The organism is Phormidesmis priestleyi ULC007, from assembly GCF_001895925.1.
Classification (GTDB): Bacteria; Cyanobacteriota; Cyanobacteriia; order Leptolyngbyales; family Leptolyngbyaceae; genus Phormidesmis_A; species Phormidesmis_A priestleyi_A.
Window position 1 is genome coordinate 166,513 of the sequence record NZ_MPPI01000011.1, and the last position, 11,755, is coordinate 178,267.

13 protein-coding genes are annotated in these 11,755 nt (G+C 49.1%); 5 read left to right on the top strand and 8 right to left on the bottom strand.

The features are described 5' to 3' along the window. The first annotated feature begins 138 nt into the window (after positions 1-138). The gene (locus tag BRW63_RS12320; protein WP_073071502.1) at positions 139-339 is read left to right on the top strand and encodes a hypothetical protein; all 201 of its coding nucleotides are present in this window, start codon (positions 139-141) and stop codon (positions 337-339) included. A gap of 106 nt (positions 340-445) precedes the next feature. On the opposite strand, the gene BRW63_RS12325 is transcribed toward BRW63_RS12320, so the two are convergent. From BRW63_RS12325 to BRW63_RS12355, 7 genes are all read right to left on the bottom strand, one after another. Further along, positions 446-853, bottom strand: coding sequence for a response regulator (locus tag BRW63_RS12325; protein ID WP_073071504.1), 408 nt, complete (start codon positions 851-853; stop codon positions 446-448). Positions 854-1,065: 212 nt separating this feature from the next. After that, entirely contained in the window at positions 1,066-3,189 is a 2,124-nt protein-coding gene (locus BRW63_RS12330; protein ID WP_073071505.1) for a cation:proton antiporter, read from the bottom strand. Between the two features lie 72 nt (positions 3,190-3,261). Continuing rightward, positions 3,262-3,918 carry an HAS-barrel domain-containing protein gene (locus BRW63_RS12335; RefSeq protein WP_073071507.1) on the bottom strand — a complete coding sequence of 219 codons (657 nt, stop codon included), beginning with the start codon at positions 3,916-3,918 and terminating at the stop codon, positions 3,262-3,264. 12 nt (positions 3,919-3,930) lie between these two features. Then, positions 3,931-4,134 carry an NAD(P)H dehydrogenase subunit NdhS gene (locus BRW63_RS12340; RefSeq protein WP_397428390.1) on the bottom strand — a complete coding sequence of 68 codons (204 nt, stop codon included), beginning with the start codon at positions 4,132-4,134 and terminating at the stop codon, positions 3,931-3,933. 87 nt (positions 4,135-4,221) lie between these two features. Continuing rightward, positions 4,222-5,499, bottom strand: coding sequence for a rod shape-determining protein RodA (gene rodA / locus BRW63_RS12345; RefSeq protein WP_073071510.1), 1,278 nt, complete (start codon positions 5,497-5,499; stop codon positions 4,222-4,224). Between the two features lie 70 nt (positions 5,500-5,569). After that, a complete protein-coding gene (locus BRW63_RS12350) occupies positions 5,570-6,640 on the bottom strand; it encodes an Mrp/NBP35 family ATP-binding protein (protein WP_073071512.1) in 1,071 nt (356 codons plus the stop codon). An 89-nt stretch (positions 6,641-6,729) separates the two neighbouring features. Beyond that, a complete protein-coding gene (locus BRW63_RS12355; RefSeq protein WP_223257368.1) occupies positions 6,730-7,236 on the bottom strand; it encodes an SRPBCC family protein in 507 nt (168 codons plus the stop codon). Between the two features lie 479 nt (positions 7,237-7,715). Between BRW63_RS12355 and hemF the strand changes: the two genes are divergently transcribed. Both hemF and BRW63_RS12365 read left to right on the top strand, forming a co-directional pair. Then, complete coding sequence (gene hemF / locus BRW63_RS12360) at positions 7,716-8,765, top strand: oxygen-dependent coproporphyrinogen oxidase (RefSeq protein WP_073071514.1); 1,050 nt, start codon at positions 7,716-7,718, stop codon at positions 8,763-8,765. Positions 8,766-9,020: 255 nt separating this feature from the next. Further along, positions 9,021-9,380, top strand: a complete 360-nt coding sequence (locus BRW63_RS12365) for an STAS domain-containing protein (protein WP_219898709.1) — start codon at positions 9,021-9,023, stop codon at positions 9,378-9,380. A gap of 9 nt (positions 9,381-9,389) precedes the next feature. Here BRW63_RS12365 and BRW63_RS12370 read toward each other — a convergent pair whose 3' ends face one another. Next, positions 9,390-10,010 carry a chromophore lyase CpcT/CpeT gene (locus BRW63_RS12370; protein ID WP_223257369.1) on the bottom strand — a complete coding sequence of 207 codons (621 nt, stop codon included), beginning with the start codon at positions 10,008-10,010 and terminating at the stop codon, positions 9,390-9,392. Between the two features lie 12 nt (positions 10,011-10,022). Here BRW63_RS12370 and tadA point away from each other — a divergent pair, with 12 nt between their 5' ends. Both tadA and BRW63_RS12380 read left to right on the top strand, forming a co-directional pair. Further along, positions 10,023-10,532: a tRNA adenosine(34) deaminase TadA gene (tadA, locus tag BRW63_RS12375; protein ID WP_219898710.1), complete on the top strand. Its 510-nt coding sequence runs from the start codon at positions 10,023-10,025 to the stop codon at positions 10,530-10,532. 129 nt (positions 10,533-10,661) lie between these two features. Further along, entirely contained in the window at positions 10,662-11,303 is a 642-nt protein-coding gene (locus BRW63_RS12380) for a hypothetical protein (RefSeq protein WP_073071520.1), read from the top strand. Positions 11,304-11,755 lie beyond the last annotated feature (452 nt).

An 11,755-nucleotide genomic window follows, 5' to 3' on the forward strand; every position in this document is an offset into this window, starting at 1 on the left:
CTCTTGGTTTAAAGACTTATCTTTATATTCACACCTCCATCTTGAATTTTAAACCCATGATCTCCACGATCTGTTCTCGCTCTTCTACGTAGTGGCTATATTGAAGTATCAATTCACACCTCTTACTACGTACCTTGTATGAACATAGATGAGTTTGAAGCTCAAACTCGCGACAGCTTAGAGAGAGCGCTCAATCAGCTACAAACTGCGACGTTGCTGCTGGCCGCTCTAGAAATTCAAGTTTTAGAATCAGGAAACACCATTAAGGATCTCAGTCAAATAGTTGAAACTTTTATTGCTCAACAAAGAGACAGGGACAGTATTTCTGGCTCAAATTAAAAGCGTGCCAATAGGCGCGGAGCCATCAAACTAGGCGAGTCTAGAAACTGTAGGGAACTGGAAACACCCTAGATTCTGACTCCCCTCGATCCGATCGTAGCTAAATTCAGTCGGGCGGGTCGCCAAGCTCCTCGCGAATCACATCAGTTAGTTGCGAAAGGCGAATCGGTTTTACCAAATAGCGACGAGCACCGAGATCAAGCGCACGCTGTTGGTCTCGCTGAAACGCATAGGCTGAAACCACGATCGTCGGAATTTGCTTCCAGTCATCCCGTTGTTGTAACTGCTCTAGCAGCACGTAGCCGTCGATCATCGGTAGCTTTAAGTCTAACAAAATTATTTGAGGGCGAAACTGCTCCAAGGTCTCCGCAATCTGAGTGCCTTCTGCCAAAGCAAACACCTCATAGCCGCAATAGCCTAGATAGTCACTCATTAAGCGCCGATTGGCTTCATTGTCCTCAATTAAAAGAATTCGTATCGGATCTGATCCAGAGCCTTCAATTGTTGTTATCACGCATGCACCCCTTGTTGACGACTATATTTTCGGTCAACTGTGAAAATTATCGGGAGCGATCGCGGCAGAATCAAGTCATTCCGCTAAAGCCTGTATAAATTTTCACATTGTTAGATGCTCAAAACTAAGCAGATTTAGTTGAATTTGCTGCGATTTCATTCTAAAGTTCCAAAGTGTAGATATCTCTTTAGAACGGTCTTAATGACAATAGCTTAACGGCTAGTCGGCGGGAAAGGTTCCTGGCGGTGCGGCTTTTCAGTTGACCAAACCAGCGATGGAGTGCGCTGCGGTTCTCCTAACATGACTACGGAACAAGTCATTTTCTGTGTAGCTTGGGCGGTAATGTCACTCACTGCCAGCCCTCCTCCACTCGTGTGGCGACGAGAGAAGCGCAAAATCACCAAATCGTAAGACTTAGAAGCCTGGACGATCGCCTTGGCCACATCATCATCTGGAATGATTTGAATAATGAAATCACTGGTTAGGGTGATTTTTTTTGCTAAGAGAGACAACTGAGACCGAATCCATGCCATTTTGCTAGGAGACGTAGTGCGATCGCAGATATGCAGCAGCGTGATCTGCCCGTGATTGGCAGCCGCCAGCACCTGAGCAAACTTTAAAACCGCGATCGACTGCTGAGTGAGATTCTCGATCGGCACCAAGAGCCGAGATAAATTCATCGGTGAATCGAGCAACCGAGTCACCGCCACCGGGCAGTGAGATGCCCACACAACACTATCAATCACGTTACCAAACAACCGAGCCTGAAAACTGGTGCGTCGCCCCCACCCAACGACGACAAGACTAGCATTCTGTTCTCGACTGGCGCGGCTGATGCCCTGAGCGATGTTGTCATCAATGCGAAGAATCGGCTCTGCAAAAACATCAAGGTTTCGGCTGACTTCGAGGGCGCTGGTCAACAGCCCTTGTTTTTGGGCGATCGCGGCATCGAGTTTCGGCACATCCATCCGAGGCTGGGAGAGCGCGATCGCGAGAGGCGCAATTCGTCCGCCTGCTTGCCTGACAATCATGGCGGCTAACTCTAATAGATTTCCTTCAGTGCGAGGATTATAGATGGGCACGATCACTAAAGGGCGCTCTTCCGAGTCTATCCATTCTTCAGGTTGGGCTTGCTCGACTAACGCGGTGTCTAAGGTAGTCAATTCAGCCGCGAATCGAGCCGTAAGAATGGGTCCTAACGTTGCGGTAACCAGCATTAAAACAATGACGCTATTCAAAACGCTCTCAGTCAACAGCCCGGCTCGATAGCCCACGAGGGTAGCGGCTAAAGTGGCAGCAACTTGCGGTAGCGAGAGTGACCACATCACCATCATTTCTTGCCAGTTATAGCGGTAGACCAGCTTTGCCAAGAGTGCTGCCCCCAACTTGCTGAGCATTAAGCCAACGACGATCGCGATCGTTAAACTCAATAGCTGTGGGGTAGTTAAACTCTGAACGAAAGCAGGAATGCGAATCAGCAGCCCCATATCGATAAAGAAAATGGGAATAAACAGCACACTGCCAATAAAGATGACTTTCTCTTTAACCGGGCTTTCTCCCAACACCCGATTGACTGCTAAACCTGACAGAAATGCGCCGACAATCTTTTCGACTCCAATCAGTTGGGCACCGACTGCCGCAAGAAAGACGGCTAGTAGCACAAATAAGAATTGATTTCCTTCTTCATCGCCAGTTCGCCGAAAGAATTCTCGCCCTGCCCGATCGAACCCTACCAACACCACAACAGTATAGAGAGCCAGTGATACCAACAGCGTCAACAGTTTGACTAAGGTAAAGTTGCCCGCATGAATGCCGATGCAGACGGCTAACACTAAGAGCGCTCCGATATCCGTAAAAATTGTGGCTCCGATCGTCACCGTGACTGCTTCATTGCCGACCACTCCCAGCCGACTGACGATCGGATAAGCCAGCAACGTGTGCGAGGCAAACAGAGACCCGATCAGAATTGAGGCGTTCCAATCAAACCCGAAGCTGCGCCCGACGATCGTGCCCGTAATCAGGGGCACCAAAAACGTAAAGGTGCCAAACCCGATCGATTTATTTCGAGTTCTGAAAAACTGATCGATGTCAACTTCTAGCCCCGCCACAAACATTAGATAAACTAGCCCGATGTCCGACAGCAGTTGCATCGTCTCAGACTCGTTTGAAAAAACTTGCAGCCCACTCGGGCCTAGCGCAACTCCGGCGGCTAACAGCCCAACTATCCCCGGTAGGCGTATCCGTTCAAACGCTAGCGGAACGATTAGGATCACTGCTAGCAAAATCATGAAGGAGACGATCGGTTCTCCTTGAAGCGAGTGTAAAGCAGAACCCATGCAGGTGAAGATGTCTTAAAGTTGACAATCCGAACTCTAGCAATAGCAGGTTAAGATTTTTAACAAATCTACCTAGAGGTGAATTTGACTCAGAATGACGCGCAGACGATCGTAGTCATCTTTGAGCAACAGACTCAGGGTGCGTCCTGCTTGCACGAGCCAGGGGCGATCGGCTTTTCGCAATTGATAGACTTCGCGAATCGTCGCCGCCGTTAACGCATCGACGGGTGCACCGCTGACATCAAGGAGCGTTCTTAAAAAATCTAACTGTTCACTAAAAGCGATCACCTCGTCAGGATCGCAGCCATAAACCGCTTGGTGAATTTGAGGCGGACGGGGTGGAAGATGTTGATAGAAAGCGGCTGACCCGTTGCGCTTCTCAGGGTTGGGACGATAACCGACGATCGCGGCTCGAAACTCGGTTTTGAGCATGGCAAAAATTTGGGGCTGCTGCTCTCGCAAATCATCTAGCGATAGCCCCAAAGCTCTGGCACGGTGAACTGAATCGATCGGGCTAGTAGTGGCATGATAAACCACTGCATAAATGAGATTTTTTGATTCGTCATCGACCGCTTTTACCCAACTTCCAAACGGGGGCATCACCGGAAAGCTCAAGTTTTCTGGCTCTAAGCATTGGGCTAAAAATTCGGTAGTTGAAGTCTCAATGACTTCGGCAATGTAGTTGGAAGGGCGGTTTTGAGCAGCAAACTGAGGCAGCGGAAGGCGCATAAGCGGGAGGAGTTATTTTGCTTTTTTCTTGCCTGCGGTTGGCTCAAGAACTTCGATTTCGGACATCCGAAAGGTGATGAGCTTATCCCAGATGCCCCCTTCAAACAAAACGGCGACCTTGCCATCACTAATGCGTTGAACTAACCCTTGAAACCCGTAGTAAGTATCGTTAATGTTGGTGACGCGGACGGCTGAACCTGGCAAAATCATAGTCATTGTTTAGAGAACGTTTATTAATAGTGTACTAGAGCCGTTTGAATTCAGTCATTGGTCATTTCAGACGATCGACTCGAAGCTTCTCAATCAAAACTTTAATCGCTGGCGGAAATTAGCAACCGATTCGACTAGCCCGATCGCCAGAAAATTCATCAATAAAGCAGCGTTGCCAAAACTCAGCCAGGGAAGCGGGATGCCTGTTACAGGAGACAAATTGATCGTCATGCCCACATTAATCACGACCTGAAAGACGATCATTGAGAAGACTCCGATCGCTAACAGAGAGCCAAAATCATCTTTTGCATTCTGAGCAATAATCAGCAGCCGGAAGCAAATCAGCAGAAAGGTCAGCAAGACGGCTGCCGAGCCAATAAAACCAAGTTCTTCACCAATGGCGGTGAAAATAAAATCTGTATGCTGCTCAGGAATAAAGTTGAGTTGGGTTTGCGTCCCTTTGTAAAGTCCTCGTCCCCACAGTTCGCCTGCCCCGATCGCAATTCGTGACTGAATCAAGTGATAGCCACCGCCCAAGGGGTCTTGATCCGGGTTCATAAACATCGTGATTCGCTGTTTCTGGTAGTCCTTAAGAACGTACTGCCAGAGAACCCGTCCTAAACCGCCTGCAACCAGGTTGATCACAACCGGAACTAGAATTCCATAGAGCCTCCACGGCAGTGTTTTCCAGGCAGTCCAGCCGATCAGAGCGACCCAAAGCGCAATGACGATGATGCCGATCCCCCAAATGGGGAGCATTACATTAAACAAAATTGCTGAGATTACTGGAGACACCAGCAGCAGCAGCCATCCAGGGTTAGCATTGCCCCAGTAGAGCATGCCGATCGTGATCGAGCCAAAGACGAGCGCCGTTCCTAAGTTTGGTTCTAAAAACACCAGAATCCACGGCACCGCCGCGATCGCCAAAACTTTGACCATCATCGGAATGGTGGATGCCGATCGCTGATGCAAAACGGCGGCGATCGTAATGATCATGCCCAATTTGGCAAATTCTGAAGGCTGTACATTAAAGCCAAAAATATTAATCCAGCGCTGTGCCCCTAACTCTTCTCGCCCCACAAACATCACGAGTAAAAGCGAAGCATTGGTGATGCCATAAATCCACCACTTCCACTGCAACAGTTGGTCATAGCGCCACCGAGCAATCAGCAAGGCCAGCACCAGACCTACGCTGCCTGTGATCCAGTGTCGCCACCAGTCTGCCCACCCTGCGTTTAGCTCGACGCTGCGAATCATCAAGCCGCCGAGAATGGTGAGCGCGATCGGGGCAGCAAACAACCACCAGTCAACCTCCTGCCAGGGCTGCAACCAATGCTTAAAGCGAATCGGCAAAAAGGATTTCTGGAACATAGGTCAAGGGCGGGACATCAGCTAAGGAACGAGGGGAGATGTGAACTTTGAATCAATATTCAAAATTTATCTAAGTCAGCGCTGCAATTGACACTTTAGCAGCAATCTGCTGGGCGATCGCTCTCAGAGCCTGAGCCGAGGCAGAATCCGGATCACCTGCTACGATCGGCACCCCGCTATCTCCCCCTTCTCGAAGCGGAATTTCTAACGGCACACAGCCTAGAAGCGGGACGTTTAATTCCTGCGCTGTCTTTTCACCCCCCGCAGAACCGAAAATATCATAGCGGCGATCGGGCAGATCTGGCGGAATGAAATAACTCATATTTTCGACAATGCCCAACACCGGAACGCCGAGTTGTTGAAACATCTTTAAGCCCCGTCGCGAGTCAAGCAGTGCCACCGTTTGCGGAGTCGTGACAATCACTACACCTGCCATCGGGACGGCTTGCGCCATTGTGAGTTGAGCATCGCCCGTTCCGGGTGGCATATCGACGATTAGATAATCTAAATCGCCCCACTCGACTTGATAGAGAAACTGCCGAATTACGCCATTCAGCATTGGACCTCGCCAAATCACGGGCTGATCTTTATCAATCAAAAAGCCCATCGAAACGAGCTTGACTCCATGATTAAACGCAGGCTCAATAATGTCACCTTGGGCACCGGGTCGCACCGTCACGCCAACGCCTTCTAGCCCTAGCATGGTTGGCGCATTGGGTCCATAGATATCTGCGTCAATCAAACCCACTTTTGCACCTGCTTGGGCAAGGGCAACGGCGACATTGACCGCTACGCTGCTTTTGCCAACGCCGCCTTTGCCACTCGAAACGGCGATGATGTTTTTGACTCCGGCAATGCCTGTGCGATCGGGCAACGATTTCTGCGACGGGGTTTCGGCAGTCACTTCTACATCAATCTTGTTGACTCCCGGCAAAGTCTTAATCGCCCGTTCGCAATCTTCAACAATAAATTGGCGGAGCGGACAGGCAGGAGTCGTCAACACGAGGGTAAAGCTGACATTGCCGTCCTCGATCTTGACATTGCGAATCATGTTCAACTCCACCAAACTTTTGTGGAGTTCAGGGTCTTGAACGGGTTTAAGAACTTCTAAAACAGAACTAGCATTCAGCGTATCGAGCATTGTGTTCTCTACCCCAACAGCGGCGATCGGATGGCAACGATCTCGATCTTACCGCTAGGGTGGATCGTCAGGGGCATAAGTGAGGTAGCTCAAAAATCAAAACAGCCGCGATCGGGCGATGAAGGTTCAACGATCGGGTGCTCAACCGCCTGTGCCAAATCAGAGGCAACCCGTGCTGCGTAAGGTTTTGTCAGCGACCATACCAAAGGAGACAGCCACCCTTGCAGCGTCACTGAATAAGACACACACGTTCCCAAAACAGACGATTTAATTTCGTAGGTGACTCGTTCTTCAATTCCCGGCAGTGCCAAAATGCGAACACTGAGCAACGATTTGTCATCCACCCGTTCGACAAAAATCCGAATTGGAAACGGACCTAACCGAGTCATTGCCTCATAAATCAGCCCCGGTTTTGCCACCAGCCCATGAGGAAGATTGGTGCTAGACAGCAGAGGGTGCCAAGATACATCGGCTAAATCAATTATCTTTTTCCACACGTCATCGACTGATGCTGTGCTAATTGTCTGGTAAGTTCTCGCCAGCGTATATTGCAACCGCCGCCGTTTGCGATGAAGAAATTTAAATGGAAAGTTCACTCTATTTAACAAGTTCAGCATTTTCATCATCGCGATCGCGCTCCTGCAACTCAACCGGGAATTCCTATCCTAGATGAATGAGCAATTAAACCAGCATCCTCCATAAGACGGCTGTTTGCTCTCTAACAGTATGAAAAACCAAAAACTCAAACTGTATCGCTATCGTCCGAAATCTGGGGTTTAAAGTCAAAAATCTTGTGCCTAGTCTACGGGCTTTTCACAAATTCACAGAAATTAACAGTCGCGTAAACGCTGTTTTTTCTAAGAAAAGTCTGTTCTGACTAGTGTTGAGAAAGTTGGATGATCACAATTCACGATAGTCTAAATAGGTCTGCTGATTTGGGAAGCCACGGGGCTTTAGTTGCTTGCATTGACGAGACTAAAGTTATCTTCGCCGCGATCGCCCTCTCCAATAAGCGGGGATAAGGTGCTCCAATTTGCCAACCTCTACTTGAGTTAATTTCCAGGGATCGCAATTTATGACAGCTTTTTCCACTGAAGCCACCACCACCCAAGCTTTTCCCCCTTCTGATTCTCGCGATCGCGTCAGCCATTGGTTCAAGTCCTTGCAAGACAAGATTTGCCAGGGCTTAGAACAGGTCGATGGCGACGGCACTTTTCAAGAAGACAGTTGGGAACGCGCAGAAGGCGGCGGCGGTCGATCGCGCGTGATGAAAGAGGGCAAAGTCTTTGAGCAAGGCGGAGTCAATTTCTCTGAGGTTTGGGGAAAAGATTTGCCGCCCTCGATTTTGGTTCAGCGTCCCGAAGCTGCGGGGCATAGCTTCTACGCAACCGGAACGTCGATGGTGCTGCATCCTCGCAACCCCTTTGTACCAACCGTTCACTTAAACTATCGCTACTTTGAGGCAGGCCCAGTTTGGTGGTTTGGCGGTGGCATTGACCTCACGCCTTACTATCCTTTTGCAGAAGATGCCTCTCATTTTCACAATACGCTCAAGCAAGCGTGCGACATTTATCACCCAGAGTATTACCCTGCATTTAAGCTTTGGTGTGATGAATATTTCTATTTGAAACACCGTCAAGAGACTCGTGGCGTGGGTGGCATTTTCTTCGACTATCAAGACAGTCAAGGGGTGCTCTATCCGATTTCTTATCCCGGTTCGCAAATCGACACCCAGGCGGCAAACCACAGCAAAGAGGTGGGTGCGATCGAAGGACGCAACTGGGAAAAGCTGTTCTCTTTTGTGCAGGGTTGCGGCAATGCATTTTTGCCTGCTTATGTGCCGATCGTCGATCGGCGCAATGGCCTAGACTACAACGAGCATCAGCGCAACTTCCAGCTTTATCGACGTGGGCGCTATGTTGAATTTAATTTGGTCTACGATCGAGGCACCATTTTTGGCTTGCAAACTAACGGGCGCACCGAATCAATTTTGATGTCTCTGCCACCTCTAGTTCGCTGGGAATATGGCTTTCAACCCCAACCTGGTAGCCCTGAAGCTGAACTTTATGACACCTTTCTAAAACCTCAAGATTGGGTAAACTGGTCAGCTAACGCTAAAGCATAGAATGCTCGATCGCTGATTCAGCTTCTCAAGCGGGAGCGCGGAAGTCGAAAAATACCTAGACGAGAATCTAAGTATTATTGGTCTCTTGCGCTCCCCACTGTTTTGAGTCTGCCCCAGCCATTTGCTGCGTTAGAAATCAGGATTTGGGGGCATAACTGAGCTTGGTGTCCATTGCGTCCGAGCCTGCCCGACGAATCAACCTGAATATCTATAGCATGAGAAAAGCCAATGGTTTACATGGAGAAGGCAATTGACATGGAGCAAACAACGCACATCACCCAAGACGGAACCACCGTGATCATTCTCCAGCCTATGGGTCGCCTGGATATCACCACGGCTTGGCAGTTTCGTTTAAAGCTCCAAGAATGTATCGCCAAATTGAGCCGTCACGTGGTCGTCAATTTGGGTCAGGTCAATTTCATTGATAGCTCTGGCTTAACGTCGCTGGTCGCCGGAATGCGCGACGCTGACAAAGTTAGAGGTAGTTTTCGCATTTGTAACGTTCACCCCGAAGCAAAACTCGTCTTTGAAGTGACGATGATGGACTCGGTGTTTGAGATTTTTGAAACCGAATTAGAAGCGCTAGAGGGCATTCCGAGAGGAGTCGCGAGTTAAAAGAAGACCCTAATAGCCTTGGCGCTTTGTGAATTCATAAGCGCCTAAAATTGCTCCCCAAAGAGCTTTGCCCGTATCGGGGTCAATGCCTTTGTCGTAGCTCAAGAACTTCTCAGAGTTAGCTTCAAACCCCAAGGACACTTGGCGAGTTTCACCCTGATAGGGAAAGCAACAGCGAGCATTAGCAGGGGGCAACGCTTTAAAGTGGCTGCCCTGCAAAATCTGCGTGTGCGTCACCTGGAGAGTGCAGCCCGGTAAAACTTCTATGTGATCTTCGGTTAGATTTTCTAACAACTCTGGATGTTGCCCCGCGCCCAGGAACGCTGAAGGATCTTTAAACCGATAATATTGCACCTTTAATGGAAACTGAGGGTCATCTTCTGCTGACTGAATTCGCAGCAGCCGCTGACGATAGGCTTGATCTAGCTGCAACACATTCGCTTGTTCGGCAAACACCGTGAGGCTGTCTTGAGTGAACAGATTGACACGGCGATGCCAAGCTTTTAAGTGGACAAACCAAATAGGGTCAGAGATCGCTTGTTCTCGGTTATCAAATTCGCCCCATAAACAGTCAGCCAGCGTATTGATTAGCGCATTCATGAAGAGTGGTACGATCGCAACAAGTTTCACAATACTGCATCCTTGCCGTTTCAGATTTCTTCATCTCCGATCGACGACCCGACCTATCTCACGCACCGACGTTGGATGATTCGTGCCTTAGAGCTTGCAGAAGCAGCGGGCAACGCAGGTGATGTGCCAGTTGGTGCGGTGATTGTGGGTGCAAATGGGCAGATGCTTGCAGAAGCAGAAAATCGTCGAGAGCGTGACCACGATCCGACTGCTCATGCCGAAGTGCTGGCGCTTAGAGCCGCCGGACAGAAGCAGCAAAACTGGCATCTCAACGACTGTACCCTTTATGTGACGTTAGAACCCTGCCCGATGTGCGCGGGGGCGCTGGTGCTGGCTCGATTGGGGCGGCTTGTCTACGGAGCCGATGATCTCAAAGCGGGGGCAGTGCGATCGGTGTTAAATGTGCCAGACAGCGCGGCTTCTAACCACCCGTTGCCAGTGCTGGGCGGCATTTTAGAATCGGCCTGTCGTCAGCAGTTGCAGGATTGGTTTCGCGATCGCCGCAAGCTCACAGACTGCTAGATTGACGATTAACAGACTCCTACGATCTCATTGATTTGCAGGGGTTATAGCCCCACAACACTGTCTGGAATCGCAACTCATATCACTGTATAACTCTGTGAGCAGTCAGTTAGTGGTTACAGAATTCCTATGAAAAAGTTAATTTCAATGCTTGCGCTCTCAGCCTGTGCAGTCACTCTTATGGGTTGTGGTACTCTTCAAAGCCAAGCCGTTCAGAAGAGTCGATCGAGTCAAGCGTCAAATTTCAACTCTCAAGAAATTGCAGCGACTAACGCTGAGACTAGCAAAGTTGGAACCCCAGAAGTTCTAGCCGCTGAAACTCCTCAGCAGACGGATGCAAAGACGATCAGTAATGGCAACTGGACGGTTACGATCGCCAATATTAATTCGTGGTCTGGCGTGAATGGAACTGGAAATCTCAGCTATCACGGCTGCGACTCACAGGGAAAATGTATCGATCTGACGAACGGAACGATCAGTTGTCGCAATGGAATCTGCATCACAGGCTGGAAAAACGGGGACTATGTTTATGCGATCGCAGAACCGATCAGTGAATCAACACAGTCTCAATCCTCTAAAACAACGCTAACCGTTCGCAAAAATGACACTGAAATCTTAAGAGAAAGCGGATTCAGTGCCGTTCGCCAAGCCAACTCGCGAAACGGTTGCGCTCTAAGATTTAGTGCACGTTCGCACATTAAATGTCGCGATCGCCAACCTGCTTCCGCATTGAATCATCAGCCTAAAAACCTTGTCCATCAAGCCTTGTAGAGATTTTAACCTAGAAAGCGACATTTAACTGTTTTCGCAAGTTAAACGTCGCAAAGTTAATTTCGCAAATTAGAAGTCGTTTTGTCGAGAAAAAACTCTTCGCAAATTAGAAGTCGTTTTTCTTGGTGCAGCTAATTTTTCATATTGACGATCACTCTCTCGCAATAGGATTGACAACCATTAGAGTTTTTGTACAGCGCCAAATTAAAGGACATCGAGACACATTTGCGTCGTTCAGCCTCAGGTCATCAAGACTGCTAAGCCCTCTCTAAGCGAAAAATGGAGCTATACTGCATCAGGGCACAGATTGCGTGTTACGAAAGGACTGAAAGCGAAGCGTTAATAGGGAGTCTAACTCCTGTTTATGCGTCGTGTGGCATTGGTCAAGGCCATGAGAAATGGCAGTCTTGAACTGAGCGAAGTCAGCATAATAGGTCGAGTACAAGCACTGC

Excerpts from the sequence above, each read along its gene's own strand:
- BRW63_RS12320 (WP_073071502.1), top strand. The coding sequence starts at position 139 with ATGAACATAGATGAGTTTGAAGCTCAAACTCGCGACAGCTTAGAGAGA.
- BRW63_RS12330 (WP_073071505.1), bottom strand. The coding sequence starts at position 3,189 with ATGGGTTCTGCTTTACACTCGCTTCAAGGAGAACCGATCGTCTCCTTC.
- BRW63_RS12335 (WP_073071507.1), bottom strand. The coding sequence starts at position 3,918 with ATGCGCCTTCCGCTGCCTCAGTTTGCTGCTCAAAACCGCCCTTCCAAC.
- BRW63_RS12340 (WP_397428390.1), bottom strand. The coding sequence starts at position 4,134 with ATGACTATGATTTTGCCAGGTTCAGCCGTCCGCGTCACCAACATTAAC.
- rodA (WP_073071510.1), bottom strand. The coding sequence starts at position 5,499 with ATGTTCCAGAAATCCTTTTTGCCGATTCGCTTTAAGCATTGGTTGCAG.
- BRW63_RS12350 (WP_073071512.1), bottom strand. The coding sequence starts at position 6,640 with ATGCTCGATACGCTGAATGCTAGTTCTGTTTTAGAAGTTCTTAAACCC.
- hemF (WP_073071514.1), top strand. The coding sequence starts at position 7,716 with ATGACAGCTTTTTCCACTGAAGCCACCACCACCCAAGCTTTTCCCCCT.
- BRW63_RS12365 (WP_219898709.1), top strand. The coding sequence starts at position 9,021 with ATGGAGCAAACAACGCACATCACCCAAGACGGAACCACCGTGATCATT.
- BRW63_RS12380 (WP_073071520.1), top strand. The coding sequence starts at position 10,662 with ATGAAAAAGTTAATTTCAATGCTTGCGCTCTCAGCCTGTGCAGTCACT.